The 22,734-nt window shown below is 34.6% G+C and carries 24 protein-coding genes; 21 read left to right on the top strand and 3 right to left on the bottom strand.

The window, feature by feature from the left end:
* Positions 1-82: 82 nt before the first annotated feature.
* The 5 genes from C240_RS08475 (at position 83) to rlmN (ending at position 7,364) form a co-directional block, all read left to right on the top strand.
* A complete protein-coding gene (locus C240_RS08475) occupies positions 83-2,464 on the top strand; it encodes a DNA translocase FtsK (RefSeq protein ID WP_271494352.1) in 2,382 nt (793 codons plus the stop codon).
* 226 nt (positions 2,465-2,690) lie between these two features.
* A complete protein-coding gene (locus C240_RS08480; protein WP_271494354.1) occupies positions 2,691-3,392 on the top strand; it encodes a GntR family transcriptional regulator in 702 nt (233 codons plus the stop codon).
* Positions 3,393-3,567: 175 nt separating this feature from the next.
* Positions 3,568-4,317, top strand: coding sequence for an ABC transporter ATP-binding protein (locus C240_RS08485; RefSeq protein ID WP_271494356.1), 750 nt, complete (start codon positions 3,568-3,570; stop codon positions 4,315-4,317).
* Positions 4,307-6,133: an ABC transporter permease gene (locus tag C240_RS08490; protein WP_271494358.1), complete on the top strand. Its 1,827-nt coding sequence runs from the start codon at positions 4,307-4,309 to the stop codon at positions 6,131-6,133. The genes C240_RS08485 and C240_RS08490 overlap by 11 nt, the downstream gene beginning before the upstream one ends.
* Positions 6,134-6,293: 160 nt before the next feature.
* Positions 6,294-7,364 carry a 23S rRNA (adenine(2503)-C(2))-methyltransferase RlmN gene (gene rlmN / locus C240_RS08495; protein WP_271494360.1) on the top strand — a complete coding sequence of 357 codons (1,071 nt, stop codon included), beginning with the start codon at positions 6,294-6,296 and terminating at the stop codon, positions 7,362-7,364.
* 51 nt (positions 7,365-7,415) lie between these two features.
* Here rlmN and C240_RS08500 read toward each other — a convergent pair whose 3' ends face one another.
* From C240_RS08500 to C240_RS08510, 3 genes are all read right to left on the bottom strand, one after another.
* Positions 7,416-8,345: a LysR family transcriptional regulator gene (locus tag C240_RS08500; protein WP_271494362.1), complete on the bottom strand. Its 930-nt coding sequence runs from the start codon at positions 8,343-8,345 to the stop codon at positions 7,416-7,418.
* 80 nt (positions 8,346-8,425) lie between these two features.
* Positions 8,426-9,193 (bottom strand): DeoR/GlpR family DNA-binding transcription regulator, encoded by a 768-nt coding sequence (locus tag C240_RS08505; RefSeq protein WP_271494364.1) that lies wholly within the window; start codon positions 9,191-9,193, stop codon positions 8,426-8,428.
* A gap of 16 nt (positions 9,194-9,209) precedes the next feature.
* Positions 9,210-9,974 (bottom strand): hypothetical protein, encoded by a 765-nt coding sequence (locus C240_RS08510; RefSeq protein WP_271494366.1) that lies wholly within the window; start codon positions 9,972-9,974, stop codon positions 9,210-9,212.
* A gap of 198 nt (positions 9,975-10,172) precedes the next feature.
* Here C240_RS08510 and ulaG point away from each other — a divergent pair, with 198 nt between their 5' ends.
* From ulaG to C240_RS08590, 16 genes are all read left to right on the top strand, one after another.
* On the top strand, positions 10,173-11,237 hold the full coding sequence (ulaG, locus tag C240_RS08515) for an L-ascorbate 6-phosphate lactonase (RefSeq protein ID WP_271494368.1): 1,065 nt from the start codon (positions 10,173-10,175) through the stop codon (positions 11,235-11,237).
* 15 nt (positions 11,238-11,252) lie between these two features.
* Positions 11,253-11,711, top strand: coding sequence for a PTS sugar transporter subunit IIA (locus C240_RS08520; protein WP_271494370.1), 459 nt, complete (start codon positions 11,253-11,255; stop codon positions 11,709-11,711).
* A gap of 18 nt (positions 11,712-11,729) precedes the next feature.
* Positions 11,730-13,205, top strand: coding sequence for a PTS ascorbate transporter subunit IIC (locus C240_RS08525; protein ID WP_271494372.1), 1,476 nt, complete (start codon positions 11,730-11,732; stop codon positions 13,203-13,205).
* Between the two features lie 21 nt (positions 13,206-13,226).
* Entirely contained in the window at positions 13,227-13,526 is a 300-nt protein-coding gene (locus tag C240_RS08530) for a PTS sugar transporter subunit IIB (protein ID WP_271494374.1), read from the top strand.
* A gap of 14 nt (positions 13,527-13,540) precedes the next feature.
* Complete coding sequence (locus C240_RS08535; RefSeq protein WP_271494376.1) at positions 13,541-14,179, top strand: 3-keto-L-gulonate-6-phosphate decarboxylase UlaD; 639 nt, start codon at positions 13,541-13,543, stop codon at positions 14,177-14,179.
* Positions 14,180-14,185: 6 nt separating this feature from the next.
* Positions 14,186-15,043: an L-ribulose-5-phosphate 3-epimerase gene (locus C240_RS08540; RefSeq protein ID WP_271494378.1), complete on the top strand. Its 858-nt coding sequence runs from the start codon at positions 14,186-14,188 to the stop codon at positions 15,041-15,043.
* Entirely contained in the window at positions 15,036-15,746 is a 711-nt protein-coding gene (locus tag C240_RS08545; protein ID WP_442896584.1) for an L-ribulose-5-phosphate 4-epimerase, read from the top strand. Before C240_RS08540 ends, C240_RS08545 begins: the two co-directional genes overlap by 8 nt.
* 205 nt (positions 15,747-15,951) lie before the next feature.
* The gene (locus C240_RS08550) at positions 15,952-17,280 is read left to right on the top strand and encodes an APC family permease (RefSeq protein WP_271494380.1); all 1,329 of its coding nucleotides are present in this window, start codon (positions 15,952-15,954) and stop codon (positions 17,278-17,280) included.
* A gap of 443 nt (positions 17,281-17,723) precedes the next feature.
* Positions 17,724-18,686: a competence type IV pilus ATPase ComGA gene (gene comGA / locus C240_RS08555; RefSeq protein WP_271494382.1), complete on the top strand. Its 963-nt coding sequence runs from the start codon at positions 17,724-17,726 to the stop codon at positions 18,684-18,686.
* Positions 18,640-19,686 carry a competence type IV pilus assembly protein ComGB gene (gene comGB, locus C240_RS08560; RefSeq protein ID WP_271494384.1) on the top strand — a complete coding sequence of 349 codons (1,047 nt, stop codon included), beginning with the start codon at positions 18,640-18,642 and terminating at the stop codon, positions 19,684-19,686. The genes comGA and comGB overlap by 47 nt, the downstream gene beginning before the upstream one ends.
* Positions 19,687-19,691: 5 nt before the next feature.
* Complete coding sequence (comGC, locus tag C240_RS08565) at positions 19,692-19,973, top strand: competence type IV pilus major pilin ComGC (RefSeq protein WP_271494541.1); 282 nt, start codon at positions 19,692-19,694, stop codon at positions 19,971-19,973.
* A gap of 8 nt (positions 19,974-19,981) precedes the next feature.
* Positions 19,982-20,422 carry a competence type IV pilus minor pilin ComGD gene (gene comGD / locus C240_RS08570; RefSeq protein WP_271494386.1) on the top strand — a complete coding sequence of 147 codons (441 nt, stop codon included), beginning with the start codon at positions 19,982-19,984 and terminating at the stop codon, positions 20,420-20,422.
* Positions 20,397-20,732 (top strand): competence type IV pilus minor pilin ComGE, encoded by a 336-nt coding sequence (gene comGE, locus C240_RS08575; RefSeq protein ID WP_271494388.1) that lies wholly within the window; start codon positions 20,397-20,399, stop codon positions 20,730-20,732. Before comGD ends, comGE begins: the two co-directional genes overlap by 26 nt.
* Positions 20,686-21,162 (top strand): competence type IV pilus minor pilin ComGF, encoded by a 477-nt coding sequence (comGF, locus tag C240_RS08580; RefSeq protein WP_271494390.1) that lies wholly within the window; start codon positions 20,686-20,688, stop codon positions 21,160-21,162. The genes comGE and comGF overlap by 47 nt, the downstream gene beginning before the upstream one ends.
* A complete protein-coding gene (comGG, locus tag C240_RS08585) occupies positions 21,152-21,484 on the top strand; it encodes a competence type IV pilus minor pilin ComGG (protein WP_271494392.1) in 333 nt (110 codons plus the stop codon). The genes comGF and comGG overlap by 11 nt, the downstream gene beginning before the upstream one ends.
* Before the next feature lie 239 nt (positions 21,485-21,723).
* On the top strand, positions 21,724-22,731 hold the full coding sequence (locus C240_RS08590) for a class I SAM-dependent methyltransferase (RefSeq protein WP_271494394.1): 1,008 nt from the start codon (positions 21,724-21,726) through the stop codon (positions 22,729-22,731).
* Positions 22,732-22,734 lie beyond the last annotated feature (3 nt).

Here is a 22,734-nt window from a genome sequence, read left to right on the forward strand (position 1 = left end):
AATTCAACAGAAACAATGGGGGTACTTTTGTTCGGCTCGATTTTTAGGTATAATGGATACTGATTGAAAAGAGGGATGTTAAATGGCACAACGGAAAAAAACAAAAAAGAAAAAGACCAAAAAGCAACAACAACAGCAGGAACATCTTAATTTCATATTTCTAGGGCTCTTTTTTATCCTCTTTGGATTATTTGGCCTATTAAAATTAGGATTTTTAGGAACCTTATTTGCTAACGGTTTACGTGTGGTAATAGGTAATACCTTTCCTATAGCAGCAATCTTACTAATGTTGTATGGTGTGATGTTAATTATTTATGGTAAAGATTTTCCTTTTAAAAAAAGTCGACTATGGATTGGCGCAATTTTTTTATACTTAGGTATTTTGCTATTTATACAAGCTCATATGTTTCGAAACGTCGGGACACAAGATCCTAATGTATTAGGAACAACATGGGATTTTTTACGGATGGATTTAAAAGGCAATACAGTTACTGAAAATGTCGGAGGCGGTATGGTTGGTGCAGCTCTGTATAGTTTGACGTTTTTTTTAGTTGCGCAGTTCGGTAGTTATCTGGTTGCTATTTTACTGATTGTATTTGGATTATTCTTAATGAGTATGTTGGAATTTCAACAGGTAATGAATGGTTTGCAGACTGTTCGTGAGAAACTTAGCGGTATAACTATGCGAAATCAGGAAAATCAAGCTGAGCGAGAAGCTAAACGGGCAGAGAAAAAAGCAGCCAAACAAGCCAAGGCTGAAATGCAAGCTCAAGAGCGTCTTAAGCGTCTGAAAAACGATGTGCGAGAATTAACGCCAGGAGAAAAATTAGCCCAAGAAGCGTGGGAGCAAGAAGAAAAAGAAGTTCAAGAACCAGAACAGCTAACCTTAGTTCCAATTGATAGTTTCCAAAGTCAAGCGGAGGCTCAGCCACTTCATGCAAAAGTGATTTCAGAAGAAACAGAAGCGGACGAAGGCGGAGAATTAGATTTTGAAATTTCAGAAGAAGCAGAAGATCGTGATTACGAACTACCGCCGTCAACATTATTAGATTCAATTCCATCGGCAGACCAAAGTGGGGAATATCAAAAAATTGAGAAAAATATCGGTGTGCTTGAACAGACGTTTAAAAGCTTTGGTGTAGATGCTAAAGTTGTTAAAGCGAGTCTTGGACCTGCCGTGACAAAATTTGAAATTCAACCAGCTGTTGGTGTAAAAGTCAGTAAGGTCGTTAGTCTGACAGATGATATCGCCTTAGCGTTGGCAGCTAAAGACGTTCGGATGGAAGCGCCGATTCCTGGTAAATCACTGATTGGAATAGAAGTGCCGAATAGCACAGTTAGCACGGTTTCATTTAGAGATATTATTGAAGCTCAGCCGAGTCATCCAGATAAGTTATTAGAAGTTCCGCTTGGACGGGATATTTCGGGGATGGTTCAGTCAGCAGACTTAGCTAAAATGCCTCACTTGTTAATTGCAGGCTCAACTGGTAGTGGTAAATCCGTTGCTATTAATGGCATAATTTCCAGTATATTAATGCGGGCAAAACCGCATGAAGTAAAATTAATGATGATCGACCCTAAAATGGTTGAGTTAAATGTCTATAATGGGATTCCTCATTTATTAACACCTGTGGTAACCAATCCTAGAAAAGCGGCACAAGCTTTACAAAAAGTCGTTCAAGAAATGGAATTTCGTTATGAGAAATTTGCAGCTGCTGGTGTTCGGAATATTTCTGGGTATAATGATTTAGTCATTCAGAGAAATCTTGAAGATGGTGAAAACCGTCCAATCTTACCTTTCATTGTAGTAATTGTCGATGAGTTGGCGGATTTGATGATGGTTGCCAGTAATGAAGTAGAAGATGCAATTATTCGTTTAGCTCAGATGGCTAGGGCGGCTGGAATCCACATGATTTTAGCGACTCAGCGTCCAAGTGTGGATGTTATTACAGGGATTATTAAAGCTAATGTGCCTTCTAGAATGGCATTTGCTGTTTCAAGTGGGACAGACTCACGGACAATTATTGACAGTAATGGAGCAGAAAAGTTGCTGGGTAGAGGCGATATGCTCTTCTTACCGATGGGTGAAAATAAACCAATTCGTGTCCAAGGTGCTTTTATTTCGGATCATGAAGTTGAGCGGATCGTTGCTTTTGTAACAGAACAACAAGAAGCGGATTATCAGGAAAGCATGATGCCGACAGAAGAAGAAGCAACAACGACAGGCGGAGAAGCGCCGCAAGACGAACTATATGAAGAAGCTAAAGCTTTAGTAGTAGAAATGCAGACGGCAAGTATCTCTTTATTACAGCGACGTTTTAGAATCGGTTACAATCGAGCAGCTCGTTTAGTTGATGAGTTAGAAGATCATGGGGTAATCGGACCTTCAGAAGGAAGCAAACCAAGAAAAGTCTTTCTTGAACCGATGCCGGAAGATGAAGACATGAATTATACTGAAGAATAAGAATAATTTTAAGTGAGACAGGTGTAAATGCTGGTCTCACTTTTTTGTTGAAAAGAGTTAAAACTATTTTAGAACATGATATTTTGGTATAATGTATGAAATATGTTGGAAATGATGGATGAAAAGTTGAATTTAATTCTGAATGCGATTAAAATTAGAGTATCGTAACGTAGGTCAGTTTACTATTAAGATAATTGTGTTTAATAAAAATATAAGGATGGCTAAAATGAGAAGAAAAAGCGTATTATATCTAGATGTTGCCGAGCAGATCAAATCAGATATTATGAATGGTAAATACCCAGTAGGATCACTATTACCAACGGAAACGGAACTGGAGCAGCTATTTGATGTAAGTAAAATTACTGTACGTCGAGCGATTGAATTATTATCCTCAGAAGAACTTGTAGAAAAAAAGAGTGGCAAAGGCACGACTGTTTTAAGCAATCGACCGTATAATAAATTATCTAAAGCTGGCACATTTACGGAATATCTAAACGATTCAGGACAGAAAGTGACAAAGAAAATTTTAAGTTTGGATAAAGTTACCTTAACTCCAGACTCTGAATTATTTGAGTATTTTGGTGAGCAGGTTGTGAAATTCTCACGACTGTATATATTAGATGACAAGCCTTATATTTATTTTAATTACTTTTTACCTATTGATTTGGCAAACGTACCACTAAAAGATTTTGAGAATGAATCACTGTATCGTATTATGGATCAGCACAAAATAGAGATTTTAAAATTTGAAGATAGTTTCCAAACGGTTCAATTAACAGCCGATCAACAAGAAATTTTAGAAACTTCGGAAAAAAATGGTTTAAAGCGAATTCGTAAGTCAGTGGATTTACGTGGTCAACTTGTTGAATTTTCTGAAGCGATATACAATACAGCCCTTTATCCATATGTCATTGAATATGAAGCCTAAGCGCATAACAGATTACTTACAAAAGTGTAAGTGATCTGTTATTTTTTTCTATGGTGGTTATAGGATATTTCATTTAGACTAAAGTAGAAGTTAAGAGTCATATTTACATTATGAAGAATTTTGAGAAAAATATAAAATATTTGCTGTATTTTACAGCAACAGGGAGCGAGAATAAATGTTACAAGTTGAAAATTTATCTAAAACATATGGAACAGAGATTAAATATCAAGCATTGAATGAATTAAATCTTACTGTAAATGACGGTGAATTTATCGGAATTATGGGACCTTCCGGTAGTGGGAAAAGCACTTTTTTAAATTTGCTAGCAACAATCGATCAACCAACTTCAGGACAAATCTTATTAAATGGCAAAGATCCTAATCAATTAAATCAAGAAGAAGTAGCAAAATTTAGACGTAGAGAATTAGGTTTTGTGTTTCAAAGTTTCAACTTGATGCCAACTCTAACAGTTGAAGAAAATATTGTTTTACCCCTAACACTAGATGGCGAAAAAATTTCTGTAATGAAACGGCAGTTGAATATTTTAGCAGATCGTTTGGGGATTGGCAGATTATTAAAGAAGAGAATTGCTGAGATTTCAGGTGGGCAAGCCCAACGTGTAGCAGTTGCTCGTGCGATGATTCATCAACCACAATTGTTATTGGCTGACGAACCAACAGGAAACTTAGATACAAAATCTTCTAAAGACGTGATGAAATTGTTGCAGCAATTAAACGAAGAAGAACAAGCAACTATTTTAATGGTGACTCATGATCCGTTAGCGGCAAGTTATTGTAAAAGAATTGTATTTATTAAAGATGGTGAATTGGTGGATGAAATTCACCATAATGGAAATCAAAAGATGTTTTATGATGAGATCATGGTAAAACTATCTGAGATTGAAGGTGTCGATAATGAATTTTAAGCAGTTTGTTATTCGAAATACAATAAGAAATAAGCATTTGTATATGGCTTATTTTTTAAGTACCCTGTTTTCAGTGATGGTTTTTTTCACTTTTACAGTTTTTGCTTTTCATCCAGCTTTGGCTAATGGGTTAAATAAAAATGCCCAGATTGGTATGTTGGCAGCGGCAATTATTATCTATGGTTTTTCTTTTTTCTTTGTATTGTATTCAATGGATGTCTTTGTCCAGTCCAGGAAAAAAGAATTTGGCTTATTGATGATTCAAGGAATGAGTCCGAAACAATTGAAAAAAATGGTTTTTATTGAAAATTTAGTGATTGGTTTTTTTGCGACTATCATTGGGAGCATAGCAGGAATTGGTTTTTCTCAAATAATCTTATTGGTTAGCAATAAACTGATTCATGTAAATTTCGGTTTTTATTTCCCGACACAGGCATTAGTAATAACTATTATTTCATTTATCTTGTTATTCTTAGCAATTTCCTTTTTCATTCAGTTTCGTTTGCCGAAATTAAGTTTACAGGAGCTGCTTAAAGCTGGTGACTTAGGTAAAGGAACGCTTAAGAGCTCGCATCTTAAAACGATTTTAGCGATTCTTTTAATAGGTAGTGGTTACGCAATAGCATTGTTAGTTAAAGGAACTATGGTGCCAGTCGTTATGATTCCTGTTATTTTTCTCGTTGTTTTGGGAACACGTTTTTTATTTAACCAATTAAGTGTATCAATTATTGAACGTCTTAAAAAGAAACAATCAATTTTTTGGAAAAAAACCAATATGGTGGTTCTGTCAGATTTGGCTTTTCGTATGAAAGATAACGCACGTTCATTTTTCTTAGTCTCAATTATTTCGACGGTTGCTTTTGCAGCAATTGGGACCCTTTATGGATTTCAAAATATGATTTTAGATGCAATGAATCAGATGCCTTTTGAATTTGAGGTTTCAGGAGCACCAGCAGATACAGCTCAGGTCAAACAGGACTTTAACCAACTACTTGCTAGTCAAGGAATACAAGTCGATGAAGGTGAATTAACGACTTACACAAATGCAGAACACGTGAGTCTTATTAAAGAATCAGACTATAATAAGGTTGCAGAAATGGCAAAAAAACCAGCAATCCAAACGCAAGGGGAAGCTGTCCAATTACGTCCGGCAAATAATAGCGGTGGGATGGAAGTTTCCAAACTAACACAAATTGCCTTATCAGATGGGACTCAAATTCCTGTTGATAAGGAAGAAAAAACGGCTGTTGTTTCGGCTTTTGGCATGATTGCAGTGGTTCCAGATGATACTCAGCTTTCTGGTTTAGAAAGTACTGTTACGACAATTTGGCAACCTAAAAATGTAAGTTATGACAAGTTAGTTGAAATTGGTAAATTCCAAGAAAAAAATATGTTATTATCTGCAAAAACATATACCCAACAATCAATTATTGATAACTTTGCTCCAATTTTATTCGTAGGAATTTTTATTGGAATAGTATTCTTTGTTTCTGCAGGAAGTTTCTTATACTTTAGACTGTATAGTGACATGGATGTTGATGTTGAGAAATTTAAAATGATATACAAAATGGGTTTGAGTAAAAAAGAATTGAAAAAAATGATTTATCAACAAGTTGGTATTTTATTCTTCACGCCAATTATTGTTTCTGTTATTCATGGAGCGGTTGCTTTAACGGCGATGTATCATTTGTTTAATCAAGGAATGCAATCAGCTGGTTGGCAAGTATTAGGTGTGTTTGTTTTAATTCAAGTACTGTACTATTTGATTGCACGAGTCTTTTATTTCAAGAAAGTCTATCGTTTAGTTCAAGCTTAACCATAATAGTAGTATCCTTAAAAGTAGGACAAAATTGTCTGATTTTGAGGATACTTTTTGCTAGCTGTAAGTGTTTAATAAATGCAATACCATATGGACAAATCGGATACAATAAGTTATAGTATGAAGCGAATGTTTAAGTAGAAATGAGGACAAATCAGTGGAAAAAGCATCCATTTATGGACTAACAAAAGAAGAACTTATTTCATGGTTTTTAGAACATGGGGAGAAAAAATTCCGTGCCACCCAAGTTTGGGAATGGCTGTATATCAAACGAGTAACAGAATTTAGCGAAATGACAAATTTATCAAAAGAGACAATTAGCTTATTAGAAGAAAATTTTATTATCAATCCGTTGCGTCAAGTGATTATTCAAGAAGCCAAAGACGGTACTGTGAAGTATTTATTTGAATTACCGGATAAAAACATGATTGAAACAGTGTTAATGCGTCAAGAATATGGTTTGTCTGTCTGTGTCACTACTCAAGTTGGTTGTAATATTGGTTGTACGTTTTGTGCCAGTGGTCTATTGAAGAAACAACGCGATCTAACAGCCGGTGAAATTGTTGCCCAAATTATGTTAGTGCAGCATTATTTTGATCAACGCGGAGAAGGTGAGCGAGTTAGCCATATTGTGGTGATGGGAATTGGGGAACCGTTTGATAACTATGACAATCTAATGAATTTCCTAAGCACAGTTAACGATGCCAAAGGATTAGCAATTGGTGCGCGTCATATTACGGTGTCGACTAGTGGGTTAGTTCCTAAAATTAAACAATTTGCTGACAATGGCTTACAAGTTAATTTGGCGATTTCGCTTCATGCACCAAACAATGATGTACGTACATCAATTATGCGAATTAATCGTAGTTTCCCAATCGAAAAACTGATGGAAGCTGTGGATGAATATATTGAAAAAACCAATCGTCGCGTAACCTTTGAATACATTATGCTCAACAATGTGAATGATCGACCAGAACATGCACAGCAATTAGCGGACTTATTGAAAGATAAGAAAAAACTGACTTATGTCAATTTGATTCCTTACAATCCAGTAAGTGAACACGATCAATATAGCCGTAGTGATAAAGCAGATGTGTTGAAATTTTATGATGTATTGAAGAAAAACGGCATCAACTGTGTTATTAGAAAAGAACATGGTACAGATATTGATGCAGCTTGCGGACAATTAAGAAGTAAGCAAATTAAAAAAGAAGAGCAGAAAGCTTAATATCAAAAAAAACAGTCTAAAATGAGCAAGCTGTTCATTTTAGACTGGTTTTTATTCTTCATGAGCAATAGTAAAACCATAATCAATAATATGTTCTTTTAAGTAACGTAAATATTCTTCTCCCATAGGAGATAACCACATTTGAGCGGGATGGATCCAGCCGATTTCCATAGTTTCGCTGACATCTAAAGGCAATGCAACAATATTTTCATCATTTAGCTCTCGGCTTAGCACACCAGAACTGATTGTATAGCCATCAAGCCCAATTAAAAAATTAAACAAAGTAGCTCGATCGCTAACTCGGATGCTTTTTTTATGATAAAGAGTACTTAAAATTTCTTCTGAAAAATGAAACGAATTCAACTGTCCTTGCTCAAATGAAAGGTAAGGAAAGTCTTCTAAGTCGCTTAAGGAAACTGATTTTTTTCCGACAAGCGGGTTCTTTTTACTAACAAAAACGTGAGGATGAGCAGTGAATAAAGGATGAAAGGTCAGCTGTTTCTCTTTTAAAAGCTTACGAATAACTTTTTCATTAAATGAGTTTAAGTACAAAATCCCTAATTCACTTTGAAACGTACTGACATCTTCAATAATGTTGTTGGTTTGTGTTTCGCGAAAAGTAAATTCGTATTCGTTTTTTTCATAAGACTTGATTAATTGAACAAACGCATGGACAGCAAAAGCATAGTGCTGTGCAGAAACGGAAAAGAGTCTGCGACGAGTTTTGGTTCCTTTATACTTTTCTTCCATTAATTCGACTTGCTCTAAGACCTGACGAGCATAAGATAAAAACTCAGTTCCTTCAGTTGTAAGGACCATCCCTTTTTGTGTTCGTTGAAATATTTGAATTCCCATCTCTGATTCTAATTCTTTCACCGCATTTGAAAGGCTGGGCTGTGTAATAAAAAGATGCTTGGCCGCTTCGTTAACTGAACCTAACTCAACAATTTTGACGATGTAATCCAATTGTTTGATCCGCATAAGCTCCTCCTCTAATGAATCAGTGTCATGTATTTGTTACTGATTATATCACACTAAGGCAAAAACAGCTTATCTAACAGTTAAACTTCCACTTGAATCACTTGAACACCTTGTTCTTCAATTTTACGAATCACTTCCGGCGAGGCAAAAGTATCGGTAATTAAATAATTTATATCTTTTATATTAGCGCTAGTAAAATTTGAGGAAAAGCCAATTTTCCGATAATCTGCGACTACAATTACTAAGTCTTTTGTTCGTTCAATGATTAAAGAATTAATTTTAGCTTCATGTAAAACAGGCGTGGTAATCCCATTTTCGATGCTGAAACCAGAGCATCCGATAATTGTAATATCCGAAGACATCTTTGAAAAAGATTCAATAGCGATGTCACCGACCAAAGCCTCTTTAGGAAAACGAATTTCACCGCCGGACAGGATCACTGTTGAATTTGGATTATGATCAAGGCTGGCAACTTTAACATTATTCGTTACAATTGTGACACGTTTATTTTCTAAATGCTTTAATGAAGATAGTGCGGTTGAACCAGTATTGATAAATAAAGTATCGCCATCTTTAACAAATTCTGCTGCTTTTTTGGCTATAGCATTTTTTAGACTTTCAATTTCTTCATTGTAATCTTCTGTTCCTGTTTTTTGGATAATCATAGCTTTTCCATGCTCTCGTCGAACTAATCCCATTTTTTCCAAGGCAGTTAAATCACGTCGAATGGTTATTTCTGAAACATCTAGCTCGTTACTGATTTCTTTTACTAAAAGACTAGTTTTTGTGTTCAGTAAATCAATGATTTTATCTCGACGATCCCTGATAGTTTTATGCGAACTTTTCATCTCAATTCCTCCACTTTTACATCACTTGAGTAATCGCAAGCGTATTTCCTAAAACCTTCGCTTCTTTTAACAATCGATAACCTTCCGATTTTTGTTCCAATTTTAGCAGGCATTGACCTTTTACATATAGGAGATAGGTTAGCTCTCGATTATTTAATTTATTTTGATTGATTAATTCTAATTCTTGTAAACATTTTTGATTTCTATTTTGGTAAAGATAGTTGATCCCAATGATTTCATGCCAGGAAAATAACCCACGCATTTGTTTCTTATTGGCTGATTGAAGTTTTGTTAAATGTTCTAAAGAAATGTGTAAGTTTTTTTGATCTTTTAAAAAATAATGGCAGTACATTTGCGTATGATAATAGATGAAGAGGTAATCTAAAGTACCGTGGAAAAAACGCTGATGTCGTTCTAAATGTGTCAAACATTCCTGATATTTTCCCTCGTCCAATAAAAGTAAGCTGTCAAAAATAATAATAGACTGTTTGAAGCCGTTAAACAAATCTTTTTTCTGCAAGTCAAGTTTTCTTTGTTTAGCTTTAGTTAAATCACATTCAATCGTTAATGCATAAATCATTTTTTCATAGCTGTTCTTTAGATACTCAAAAAGTAAAACGATACTTAAAACAATAATCCCGATACTGCCAAAAATAACTTTTGTCCCAAACGCTGGCACTGTAAATACTAAATGCCCTATGTAAAATGCAAAGATAAGATAAACCAGCCACAAAATACTTTTTTTACCCAAATAGAGACTTTTCCAAAATATTGATTTCATCATTATCACCTCAAGGTCACTATACCATAAAAAATATTTAGTGAACATAAAAAATGATTATTAAGATCGTTTTTTTGTTTTTACATCCATTAATTGATCTTAAAATTGTGAAACGATCTTATAAAATGATTGAAAACGGTTTATTTTGTTGTAAAATGAAAAGTGTAATTGAGATATTGATAACGACGGAGGGATCATATGACAACAATTCATGATGTGACAAAAGAAAGCTGGATTTTAAGTACTTTCCCAGAATGGGGAACTTATTTGAATGAGGAAATTGAGCAGGAACAAGTAAAAGTTGGAACGGTTTCGCTATGGTGGTTAGGTTGTACTGGTATTTGGCTGAAATCTCATGAGGGAACTAATATCTTATGTGATTTATGGTGTGGCACAGGAAAAAGAACTCATGGCAATGGCAAAATGAAAAAAGGTCATCAAATGATGCGAATGAGTGGATGTGAAAACATGCAGCCAAACTTAAGAACACAACCATTTGTGATTGATCCTTTTGCAGTGAAAAACGTAGATGCCTTGGTGGTTACACATATCCATTCAGATCATCTGGATATTAATACTGCTGCAGCTGTTCATCAAAATTGTCCAGATGCACAATTTATTGGTCCTAAAGAAGTTGTAAATACATGGTTGAGTTGGGGAATACCCAAAGAGAAGACTATTGTTGTAAAACCAGGTGATCGGATTGCAGTGAAAGACATTGAGATTGTTGCATTAGAAGCTTTTGATCGTACGGCTTTAGTAACTTGTGAAGATCCAGAAGTAACCCTAAAAGGAAAATTACCGCAGGATATGGATGAGATTGCAGTGAATTATTTGTTTGAAACTAGTGGTGGTAATATCTATCATGCAGGTGATTCTCATTACTCTAACTTATTTGCGAAACATGGAAATGAGCACAAAATTGATGTTTGTTTAGGTGCTTACGGTGAAAATCCTCGTGGAATTACTGACAAAGTGACTTCTGTTGATATGTTGAGGATGGCAGAATCATTAAATGCGAAAGTAGTCATCCCGGTTCATTATGATATTTGGGCGAATTTTATGGCCGATCCTAAAGAAATAACTGAGATTTGGAAGTTCAAAAAGGACCGTTTAGATTATCAATTTAAGCCATTTATTTGGCAAGTTGGCGGGAAATTTACGTATCCAAACGATAAAGATAACTTGGAATTTAATTTTTATCGAGGCTTTGATGATGTATTTACAACGGATAATGATACGCCGTTTCCATCATTTTTATAAGAGGGGGGATTGCTAATGTTAAAGTATTTTTATGAAAATGACTTAATTCGGATTTGTTCAAAAACACCTGATACGTGGGAAGAAGCCGTTAGCCTTAGTTGTCAAAATTTATTGGAAAAGAAGATTATCACTCAGCAATATATAGATGAAATTATCGCCTGTGTTCAAAAATATGGTGCGTATATCGTAATTGTGCCGGGTGTAGCCATGCCTCACTCATCAGAAGAGAGCCAAGGTGTTTTAGGAACTGCGATATCATTTACGAAAATGAATCAAGATGTGGTTTTTGAAGAGGGGAATACTGAGAAGAATGCGCGTTTATTTTTTACATTAGCAGCTAAAAATAGTGATGAACATGTTGAAAATATCTCAAAACTATCGGAAATGTTAATGACTGATGGGTTAATTGAAGCACTTATGACAGTGGAAACGATGGAAGATTATCGACAGGTGATGACTACTTTTGACGTATAGAAAGAAGGGGAGTAAGAGATGCAAATTTTAGATTTTCTGATGGGAATTTGGGATTATTTTGCTGCAAACATTTTGACGCAGCCAGCATTTTTGATTGGATTTATTGTTCTTTTAGGGTATATTTTGCTGAAAAAACCGTTATACGAAAGTATTGCCGGGTTTCTTAAAGCGACTGTAGGTTATTTGATTTTAACGGTTGGTTCCAGCGGATTAGTGAATAACTTCCGTCCGATCTTAGTTGGTCTAAAAGAACGTTTTGATTTAGACGCAATGGTAATAGATCCTTATTTTGGTCAAAATGCTGTAACTGCTGGGATTGAAGAGACTTTTGGCCGAACTTTTAGTGATACGATGATATTATTATTGATTGCTTTTGTTATGAACATTCTACTAGTTCGTTTTAAAAAATATACAAAATTAAGAGCAGTGTTCACGACAGGGAATGTTCAGATTCAGCAAGCGGCAACAGCTTTTTGGATTTTACTATTTTGTTTTCCAAGCTTAGGTCAAATTCAGATTTTGTTAATTATGGGTTTGATTCTAGGATGTTATTGGGCTGTGGGATCTAATTTAACAGTGGATATTACACAAGATTTGACTGAAGGAGCTGGTTTTGCCATTGCTCATCAACAAATGTTTGGTGTCTATATCTTTGCTCGTTTAGCAGAAAAAATGAAAAAAAATAAGAACAATCGAAAATTGGAAGATGTGCAATTACCAGGCTTTTTATCAATATTTAATGAAAATATGGTAGCCACTTCGATTTTAATGTTGTTTTTCTTCGGGATTATCTTAGTTGTATTGGGTCCTGATTATTTGATTGAAGCAGGATTTATGGTAGAAGGACAAAGTTTCTTATTTTATATTTTACAAACAGCATTATACTTTGCCGTTTACTTAGCGATTTTACAATTAGGCGTTAGAACTTTTGTTTCGGAATTAACGGAGTCGTTTCAAGGGATCTCTAATACATTATTGCCAGGAGCTGTTCCGGGGATTGACGTTGCGGCTACCTTTGGATTTGGTTCACCAAATGCTGTAACAATCGGCTTTTTATTTGGTGCATTAGGACAGTTTATCACGATTGGGCTTTTAATATTATTTAAATCTCCGACAATTGTGATTGCTGGTTTTATTCCACTGTTTTTTGATAATGCGGTAATTGCGGTTTATGCGAATAATCGCGGCGGGTTTAAAGCTGCCTGTATTTTCCCATTTATCTCTGGCATTATCCAAGTATTAGGATCAGCTTTAATTGCTGCATTTATCGGGCTCTCTCAATACGGCGGTTACATTGGTATGTTTGACTGGGCGACAGTTTGGCCGATTATGACGTTAATGATGAAATATTTAGGATATGTGGGAATTGGTTTAGTGGTCGTGCTGTTATTAGCTATTCCACAACTGCAATACCGAGCAAATCCAAAAGGATATTTCTTAATTGCCGAAGACTATGATGAATACGTTAAAACAATGAGTGAAAATAAAGCATAAATTATTTAGGAGGAATTGAAGATGAGAGTATTAGTATCGTGTGCAAATGGATCAGGAACAAGTTTAATGATGAAAAAAAGTGTGGAAAAAGCGTTGAAAGAACTTGGGTTTACGATTACCAATATTCATCACTGTGCTATTTCAGAAGGGAAAAGTACAGCAGGACAATATGATGTTGTTTTTTGTCCAATGAATTTTTTAAATATGTTTGAAGATGCAAAGAAAAAAGGGATTACGGTTGTCGGTGTGAAAAATGTTATGTCTGCTAAGGAGATTATTGAACGTGTCCAAGAAACCGAATTAGCGGCTAAATTCAAATAAAGGGAGACGAATTAATGAAAAGACCTAATTTACAAGTAGCACTGGATCAGTCAGACTTGCCTAATGCATTGAAGGATGTAGCGGCAGTTGGAGATATTGTAGATATTTTAGAAGTCGGGACTATTCTTTGTTTACAGGCCGGTGAAGAAGCGATTCGCTGTATCCGGGCGTTATATCCAGATAAAAAAATTGTCGCAGATACAAAATGTGCTGATGCAGGTAGTACGGTTGCCAAAAATTGTCATGATGCGGGAGCGGATTGGATGACAGTTATTTGTTGCGCTACCATTCCGACGATGAAAGCTGCTGCGAAAGAAGTTGAAGAAGTTCAAGTTGAGCTTTATGGTGATTGGACATTTGAACAGGCTCAAACATGGCTAGACGCTGGCATAACGCAAGCGATTTATCATCAAAGTCGGGATGCACTTTTAGCAGGAGAAACATGGGGCGAGAAAGATTTAAACAAAGTTCAAAAATTAATTGATATGGGATTTCGAGTTTCAGTGACTGGTGGTTTGGATGTGGAAACTTTAACTTTATTCAAAAATCTTGAAGTATACACTTTTATTACCGGACGAGGCATAACTGCAGCTGCTGATCCACGAAGAGCAGCTCAAGCTTTTCAAGATGAAATCAAGCATATTTGGGGGTAATTGCCAATGGCGACAGTAGGAATTTATGAAAAAGCCTTGCCGAAAAATATCAGTTGGAAAGAACGGCTTCTAATGGCTAAAAGATTAGGCTTTGATTTTGTTGAAATGTCTATTGATGAAACGGATGAACGGCTGGCACGATTAGACTGGACAAAAGCAGAACGAAAAACGGTTATTGATGCAATTCATGAAACAGAAGTGAAAATTTTATCTATTTGTTTGAGTGGACACCGACGTTTTCCTTTTGGTTCACAAGATAAAGAAAAGAGAACGATAGCACTAGAAATCATGAAAAAAGCCATTGATCTCGCCTCAGATTTAGGTGTGAGGACAATTCAATTAGCTGGCTACGATGTTTATTATGAAGAAAAAACAGTGACCTCAAGAGAATACTTTATTGAGAATTTAAAGCGAGCGGTCAAAATGGCGGCAAAAAAAGAGGTTGTACTATCTATTGAAATTATGGATGATCCATTTATGAATTCCATTTCTAAGTTTCTGAAATTAAAAAAACAAATTCGGTCGCCGTATTTACAAGTATATCCTGATCTAGGAAATCTTTCGGCATGGAATGAAAATGATATTGGCTATGAATTGGAATTAGGAATTGACCAGATTTCAGCAATCCATTTAAAAGACACCATAGCTGTTACTGAAAAATTTTCCGGTAAGTTTAAGGAAGTTCCTTTTGGGAAAGGCTGTGTTGATTTTAAAGGTTGTTTAAAAACCTTAAAAAGGCTAGGTTATAGCGGACCATTTATGATCGAAATGTGGAGTGAAACAAGTGCCACTCCTGAACATGATATTGAAAAAGCAAAAGAGTTTCTAATGCCTTATTTGAAGGAGGCTGGCTATTGTGAGTAGTGAAGTAATCATTAATGAGATGAAAAAAAGAGTTTTTGACGCAAATTTAGCACTGCCTAAAGCTGGTTTAGTCAAGCTTACATGGGGAAATGTGAGTGAAATCAATCGTGAGTTGGGTGTAATTGTTATCAAACCAAGTGGTGTACCTTATCATTCAATGAAGGTTGAAGATATGGTTGTGACAGATTTAAAAGGTAATTTATTAGAATCAGAAATGAAACCCTCCTCGGATTTACCGACACATATAGTATTATATCGGGATTTTGAAGGGATTAATGCAGTCGTACACACACATTCAAAAAATGCAGTGATGTGGGCACAAGCAGGTAGATCACTTCCAGCCTATGGAACGACACATGCAGATACTTTTTTTGGAAACGTTCCTTGTACACGACAATTAACGCCAGAAGAAGTAGCAACTGCTTATGAAGTGGAAACAGGTGAAGTAATCGTAGAAACCTTCAAAGAAAATAACCTTGATCCTTTAGCTATTCCTGGTGTGTTGGTTTATGGTCATGGTCCCTTTACTTGGGGACAAACACCACAAAAAGCAGTAGAAAACAGTATCATTTTAGATGAAATTGCCGATATGGCAAGCGTAACAGAACTAGTAAATCATAAAGTCCAACCGATTCCGCAATATCTTTTGAACAAACATTATTTTAGAAAACATGGTGAGAATGCCTATTATGGTCAGTTGTAAAAACTAGAATTTCTTCTTGTTTCCAAGGAAACTCCCTTTTTCTCGTCATTTATTTGGATTTAAAGTGTGGAGCAAAACTGGTCTTTAGTTTTGCTCCACATTCTATTTTTTTATTTTGCCTTAAGTAGCGTTTTAGGAAGTACTTGAATTTAATTTGAGAAAAGTTATACTAGAACGTAACTTAAAAAATAGAAAGAGGACGATTATGGAGGAGAATCACTTAAAGCGTGAAATTTCGATGTTTGGCGCTTTTTCGACAGTTATGGGTACTGTTATTGGTGCAGGAGTGTTTTTTAAAACTGCAAGTGTTGTAAGTTTCGCTCAATCGCCTAGTTTAACAATTTTTGCTTGGATATTGGGAGGAATCTTGACGATTTGTGCAGGTTTGACTAGTGCTGAATTAGCCACTGCTATCCCTAAAACGGGTGGAGCAGTAAAATATATTGAATATACATACGGAAAACTTCCTAGTTTTTTACTTGGATGGGCTCAAAGTGTGATTTATTTTCCTGCAAACATTGCGGCGCTATCGATTATTTTCGGAACACAGTTTATAAATTTATTTCATTTAAATGAAACATTTATTTTGCCGATTGCTTTAGTTACAGGTTTAAGTATAACGTTAATTAATTTATTGGGAACAAAAACAGCGGCTAATTTACAATCATTAACATTAGTTGTAAAAATGATTCCTATCGCTTTGATTGTTTTATTTGGATTATTCATGCCGGCAAATGTAGAAGTTTCTTTATTTCCTGTTAAAACGAGTGGAGATGGCAGTTTCATTCAAGCTTTGAGTGGTGCGTTGTTGGCAACGATGTTTGCTTATGATGGCTGGTTAGGTGTGGGGACAGTTGCTGGAGAAATGAAACGACCGGAAAAAGATTTGCCTAAAGCTATTTTTCTTGGTCTAACGTTTATTACCATTGTTTATGTATTAATTAATTATGTCTTTCTAAAAACATTACCGATTGAACAACTTTCTGGGAATTTAAACGCAGCATCAGAAGCTTCGACTCAAATTTTTGGTTCTATGGGTGGCAAATTGGTTACGATAGGAATTCTAATCTCCGTTTATGGTGCTCTTAATGGCTACACTATGACTGGAATTCGGGTGCCTTATGCCTTGGCATTAGAAGATATGATTCCATTTAGTCAACATTTTCAAAAGCTATCTAAAAAATTTGTAGCACCATACGTTGCTGGAATTTTTCAATTTAGTATTGCTGCGGTGATGATGTTTTTAGGTAGTTTTGATTTGTTAACGGATATGTTGATTTTTGTAATGTGGTTGTTTAGTATTTTAATTTTTGTTGCCGTGTTTATTTTAAGGAAAAGGGAACCAGAGTTAGTTCGTCCGTATAAAGTACCTTTATACCCTGTTGTTCCAATTATTGGTATTATTGGTGGAATTTTTATTTTAGTCACAACATTATTTACGCAAACGATTTTAGCTAGCATTGGAATTGGAATTACATTATTAGGTATTCCAGTTTACTTGATACATCAAAGAATAAGAGTAGGAAAAGATTGATTAAATGTGCAATTTGTTTGTATTGTTTAGTTTAGTGTAACGTGTTGATGGCAACCGAAATACTAATCTGGTATAATAGATATGATCTAAGTCTTTGTCATTAGATGAAGCAAGTACTCCTACTTATCCCTTTATAAGTGGGAGTTTCTTTTTTCTCAAAAATTTTAATAAAATTCACAATTTCTGAAAGACATAAGCATTATTTTTTTAGTATAATAGTTATATCAAAACGATAAACTATTTTGGGGAAGATAGTGCGTCAGAACTCTTGATAGAGCTGTAAATGTTGGATATCAGCATTTGCGGCTTTTCTTTGTGTAAATTGTACAAATTTTTTTATTTATTTGAAGGAGTAGAAAAACTTTTTTTAGTTTTTTTCTACTCCTTCTTTTTTTTCAATGATTTTTTATTTAATTGCGTAGATTATTTTAAGGAGGTAAAAAATGGATATAAAGCAACTTTCTATAAATTTGATTGAATGGGGGTCAGGCTTATGTATACAAGATATTTATATTTTGCCGAAAGGAAATAGCGTTCAAATTTTTACTAGAAAAGGAGACCAGCGAGTATTTTTTAAAGAGTTAAGCGAAATTGAAGGCGAAAAGTTAATTTTTCATTTTAAATTTATTGGTGGAATGGATATTGGAGAAAAACGTAAAGCTCAGGTGGGGGCAGTAACGTACGTAGTGAATAATGAAGAAAAGCGGTTACGGTTATCAACTGTAGGTGATTTTAGACAAAGAGAAAGTTTGGTTATTCGCTTTTTGCATAAATTTGGAGCTAGCCAAGAAAATTACTTCTTGCCAAAACAATTATCAATTATTCAAAAACAGGTCAAGCGTCGAGGTTTACACTTATTTTGCGGACCGGTTGGCTCAGGGAAAACAACCTTAATGTACAAACTTGCTAAAGAAACAGATCAATTTCAGCAAGTAATCACAATAGAGGACCCAGTGGAAATTGAAGAAGAGCGTTTTTTACAATTACAGACAAACCCTAAGATTAATTTAACTTACGATGCATTAATTAAGGCTTGTTTACGCCACCGACCCGATATTTTAATTATTGGTGAAATCAGAGATGGGCTCACTGCACAAGCAGCTATCAGAGCAGCTCTTACAGGTCACACTGTATTTGCAACAATTCATGCTAGAAGTATTCTTGGTGTTTATGAAAGATTGGTCGAATTAGGAGTGGAGTCTAGAGAAATTACTGAATGTGTATCTGGTGTTATCTATCAACGACTACTACCTTTTATAACAACTTCAGGAGAAGAAGTGAACGGTTTATTGATGGATTATAGTTTTTCAAAATTAAAAACTTCAAAGTGGTTACAAGAATTAAGAAAGGTTTGGGCATATGGGTTTATCGATAATCAAACATTTGAAAAAGAAAAAGAACCTTAAATTATCAAAAAAGCAACAACATTTGTTTATACAATTACTGGCTGATTTACTGTTTAATGGTTTTACAATTCAAGAAAGTTTATTGTTCATGCATAAATCTCGGTCAATCTCAAAGCAACCCATTGATTTTTTACTTCAAATGATGGAGCGTGGAGAAAATTTAAATAGCGGATTAGTTGAACTTGGTTTTAAGCCAATGATTGTGACACAAATTGAATTTGCTCAAATACATGGAGATTTAGCTGGTACATTGAAAAAAATTAAGCAACATCTGAGAATTGTGGAACAACAACGACAGAGTTTATATAAAGTACTGAGTTATCCCTTATTATTACTACTATTTTTGCTGGTTGTTTTAATTAGTATTCGACAAATATTGTTACCGCAATTAATGGCTAATGGGACTGTTCAAGCAAGTAATTTAGGAATATCATTTATTCAAAAAAGTCCATATTATTTAGTAATCTTTTTGAGCATCTCTTTAGTTTTAGGATTGTCTATTTTTAAGTTCTTAAAGAAGCAACAGCCATTAGCAAGAGCAACACTACTCGCAAAAATACCCCTATTTAGGATTATTTATAAAGAATATAATTCTGCCTTTTTTGCACTTGAGTGGGGGAAATTATTTGCTCAGGGAATGGAAATAAAAACAGTCATTAAATTAATGCAGCTATCAACTCAAGATTCTTTATTTAGTGAGCTAGCTGGAGCAATCGAAAAACAATCATTACTTGGGTATAGCTTTTATGAACAACTGCCAGCCTTTCCATTTTTTGCTCCAGAACTTGCTTTAATTATTCAACAAGGGGAAGTTAAAGGAAATTTAGGTAAAGAGCTGATTTTATATAGTGAATTGTGTTGGCAACGATTCTTCACAAAAATGGAACGAACAATTCAATGGATTCAGCCGTTGATCTTTTTAATTGTTGCTTTGTTAGTCGTAAGTATTTATGCTGCTATGCTATTACCGATCTATGGAGGAATGGAGGAATTTTTATGAAAATAATGAAGAAAAAACAACGGATCGACTATTCTGGATTCACTTTGTTGGAAATGTTAGTAGTGCTGCTGATTATTTCTGTGTTGATTTTATTATTTGTCCCCAACCTGTCAAAACACAAAGAAGGTGTTGATAAACGAGGAAATGAAGCAATTGCTAAAATTATTGATACACAGATTGATTTGTATACCATGGAAAAAAATCATACGCCCTCAGTAGAGGAACTTTTGAAGGAACAATACATTACCCAAGAACAATATGATAAATATCAATCGAGTAAGAAGTGAGCTGCTTTATGAAAGGTTTTACCTTAATTGAGTCTCTTCTCGTCTTGTTCATATGCAGTATTTTTTTACTGCTACCAACACTTTCTATCAAACAATGGCAACGTACTTTGGAAGTTGAACAGTTTTTGTCATCTTTTGAAAAACGGATCCTTCTTACACAGCAGATGGCGATAGTAAATAGTGTTAATACGCAGATTTTATTCTCAGACCAAGGGAATCGAATTACATTTATTTCGCCTAAAATTTCCGCTAATTTGGAAGAATACCAGTTAATTATTCCATCTTCTTTGCTAGCAGATGGGCCCGGGAAAATTACATTTAAGAAAGGCTCTGGTAATAACGGGAATTTAGCTAAATACTCCTTTGTGTGGGAGGAAAAGCAGCAAGTCATTGAATTCCAATTTCAGCTAGGGAGCGGTCGTTATGTTAAAAAAATCAAAGACATATAAAGGCTATATTTTGCTTGAAGGGATATTTTCCTTAGGATTATTATGTTTGATTATCGGCAGTTATGTTTCATTTAATCAGTTTCTTTTACAAAAAAATCGACAAGCTCAAGACCAGCTATCATTGTATAGAGTGTTGTATGAAGAAATAAAACGTTACGAAAATTATGGTGGGAAATTACAAGCAGAAATACCTGTAAACGGAATTAATTATCAGTTACATTTTTACAAAAATCATCAGGAACTGCTTGAGGTGGAAATCACAGATGGAAAAGAATTTTTATCAATCAAAAAAGCGACTAATAAAAAGTAGATACGACGGATTTACTTTGTTGGAATGCTTGCTTGCATTATTCATACTCTCAACTGTATGTTTACTTTTTACAGCAGTTGTCAAAAACGTATCTATTGTAACAAAGCAACTAGAAAATGAAACTGATAAAGCTTGGCAAATTTTCCTCATACAACTAGAAAATGAACTGAAAAATTGCGAATATGAAAGCACGCAAGAAAATAAAATAATTTTAAAAAACAACAAAAATGCGAATGCTGTCTGGATTGAATTTAAATTGGGAAAAATTGTTAAAGTAGAAAATGGCGGTTATCAGCCTTTACTAACAAGAGTAGCAAATGCAAAGTTTATCGAGGAGAACAATTCTGTAAAAATTAGTGTAACCTTTGAAAATCAACTATCTACCGAAGCAAAATGGATTATAATACAGGAGCATGAGAATGAGATATAACTATAGAGGCGGTATTTTACTAACTGTATTGCTTTTCATTTTTTTATTTAGCTTTTTATTTACATTAGTTATTGAAGATTTTAAAGCGACGCAATATTTTTCGAAAAACACCAAAGACTATTATGCTGCAAAAATTATGGTAAGTATGTTTCTTTTTGAAGTGAAGCAAGAGCAACATTCACTTGAAAAAGAGGGACAACAAGTTTTTTCTGAAGGTGTCTTAAATTATAAGTGTGATGAAAGAACAATTTATTTCACTGTCGAGCTACAGCAGCAGAGCTATACTTTTCAGGAAAACTATTCAATTGCTAAGAATGATTAGTCATAAGAATTAACAATAATCAAAAATTTGTGAAATGTGTATCAAAGAATTTTTATTAAAACTAGTACAGAAAGGACAAATAGATTTGTTAAAGATATCATAAGCTCATGGGTAAAAATGAGAATAGTTTACTGTTTTATAAATATTGTTAGGAAATTGATTGATTATTAGCTGGTTTTTCGTTAAAATAGAACAGGTATGAAAATTGTTATATTATTGATGGAAATTGAGGTGTTTTTTTGTTCCCTGAAAAAATAGAAAAGGCTTTCGATTTAATGGAGCAGTCAATTCAATTGCTTAAACAATCTCTAGATACTTCCTTTTTAGATGCGTATACGGAAAATGGTGAAAATATCATTGATAACTATCAAGTACGTGTGCTCGATGGAGTGCCGGATGAGCAAACAGTTCAGCAGCTAAAAACCATTTATCAGCAATTACAAGCAATCGAGTTGCAGCCGGAAGAAATTCGTCGTTTGTCGCAGTTAGTTTTACTAAAAGGGAATAAAGCTGAGTCTTTACAGGCGAATCATCAGTTAACACCAGATAGTATAGGATTTTTATTTGTTTATCTTATTGAGCAGCTTTATGCCAAAGAGCAGCCATTGAAGATCTTGGATATTGCATCTGGGATGGGGAATCTACTGTTAACGATTATCCTTAATTTGAATTTAGCTGAATACCAAGCTCAAGGTTTTGGTGTAGATATTGATGACACATTATTAGCAGTTTCTGCAACCAATAATGAATGGACACATGCTGCAATTGATTTATTCCATCAAGATGGCTTGCAAGATTTATTGCTTGACCCTGTTGATGTAGCGGTGAGTGATTTACCAATCGGTTTCTATCCAAATGATGAAAAAGCGCAAACTTTTGATTCAGCTGCTGATGAAGGGCACAGTTATGCGCATCACCTGTTAATGGAGCAAGCGATGAAATTTGTTAAACCTGATGGCTATGGCTTATTCTTAATTCCAACCAATATTTTGGAGACAGAGCAAAGTTCTTTCTTTAAAAATTGGCTGCAAAAAAATGTTTACCTACAAGGAATGATTCAATTACCAGATGAGTTGTTCAAATCAGTTCAATCAAGAAAAAGCATTTTATTTGTCCAAAATAAGGGTGAACATAGCGAACAAGCGAAAGAAGTTTTAGTCGCAAAATTAGGTTCACTAAAAGATCCTGCTAAAGTCACACAATTTTTTCAACAATTTGAGGCTTGGAAGTCTTCAAATTTAAAATAAAAC

The organism is Enterococcus sp. 5H, from assembly GCF_028128615.1.
Classification (GTDB): domain Bacteria; phylum Bacillota; class Bacilli; order Lactobacillales; family Enterococcaceae; genus Enterococcus_L.

Bases quoted from the DNA above. Each gene is read 5' to 3' on its own strand.
- C240_RS08475 (WP_271494352.1), top strand. From the start codon at position 83: ATGGCACAACGGAAAAAAACAAAAAAGAAAAAGACCAAAAAGCAACAA.
- C240_RS08480 (WP_271494354.1), top strand. From the start codon at position 2,691: ATGAGAAGAAAAAGCGTATTATATCTAGATGTTGCCGAGCAGATCAAA.
- C240_RS08485 (WP_271494356.1), top strand. From the start codon at position 3,568: ATGTTACAAGTTGAAAATTTATCTAAAACATATGGAACAGAGATTAAA.
- C240_RS08490 (WP_271494358.1), top strand. From the start codon at position 4,307: ATGAATTTTAAGCAGTTTGTTATTCGAAATACAATAAGAAATAAGCAT.
- C240_RS08500 (WP_271494362.1), bottom strand. From the start codon at position 8,345: ATGCGGATCAAACAATTGGATTACATCGTCAAAATTGTTGAGTTAGGT.
- C240_RS08505 (WP_271494364.1), bottom strand. From the start codon at position 9,193: ATGAAAAGTTCGCATAAAACTATCAGGGATCGTCGAGATAAAATCATT.
- C240_RS08510 (WP_271494366.1), bottom strand. From the start codon at position 9,974: ATGAAATCAATATTTTGGAAAAGTCTCTATTTGGGTAAAAAAAGTATT.
- ulaG (WP_271494368.1), top strand. From the start codon at position 10,173: ATGACAACAATTCATGATGTGACAAAAGAAAGCTGGATTTTAAGTACT.
- C240_RS08520 (WP_271494370.1), top strand. From the start codon at position 11,253: ATGTTAAAGTATTTTTATGAAAATGACTTAATTCGGATTTGTTCAAAA.
- C240_RS08525 (WP_271494372.1), top strand. From the start codon at position 11,730: ATGCAAATTTTAGATTTTCTGATGGGAATTTGGGATTATTTTGCTGCA.
- C240_RS08530 (WP_271494374.1), top strand. From the start codon at position 13,227: ATGAGAGTATTAGTATCGTGTGCAAATGGATCAGGAACAAGTTTAATG.
- C240_RS08535 (WP_271494376.1), top strand. From the start codon at position 13,541: ATGAAAAGACCTAATTTACAAGTAGCACTGGATCAGTCAGACTTGCCT.
- C240_RS08540 (WP_271494378.1), top strand. From the start codon at position 14,186: ATGGCGACAGTAGGAATTTATGAAAAAGCCTTGCCGAAAAATATCAGT.
- C240_RS08550 (WP_271494380.1), top strand. From the start codon at position 15,952: ATGGAGGAGAATCACTTAAAGCGTGAAATTTCGATGTTTGGCGCTTTT.
- comGA (WP_271494382.1), top strand. From the start codon at position 17,724: ATGGATATAAAGCAACTTTCTATAAATTTGATTGAATGGGGGTCAGGC.
- comGB (WP_271494384.1), top strand. From the start codon at position 18,640: ATGGGTTTATCGATAATCAAACATTTGAAAAAGAAAAAGAACCTTAAA.
- comGC (WP_271494541.1), top strand. From the start codon at position 19,692: ATGAAGAAAAAACAACGGATCGACTATTCTGGATTCACTTTGTTGGAA.
- comGD (WP_271494386.1), top strand. From the start codon at position 19,982: ATGAAAGGTTTTACCTTAATTGAGTCTCTTCTCGTCTTGTTCATATGC.
- comGE (WP_271494388.1), top strand. From the start codon at position 20,397: ATGTTAAAAAAATCAAAGACATATAAAGGCTATATTTTGCTTGAAGGG.
- comGF (WP_271494390.1), top strand. From the start codon at position 20,686: ATGGAAAAGAATTTTTATCAATCAAAAAAGCGACTAATAAAAAGTAGA.
- comGG (WP_271494392.1), top strand. From the start codon at position 21,152: ATGAGATATAACTATAGAGGCGGTATTTTACTAACTGTATTGCTTTTC.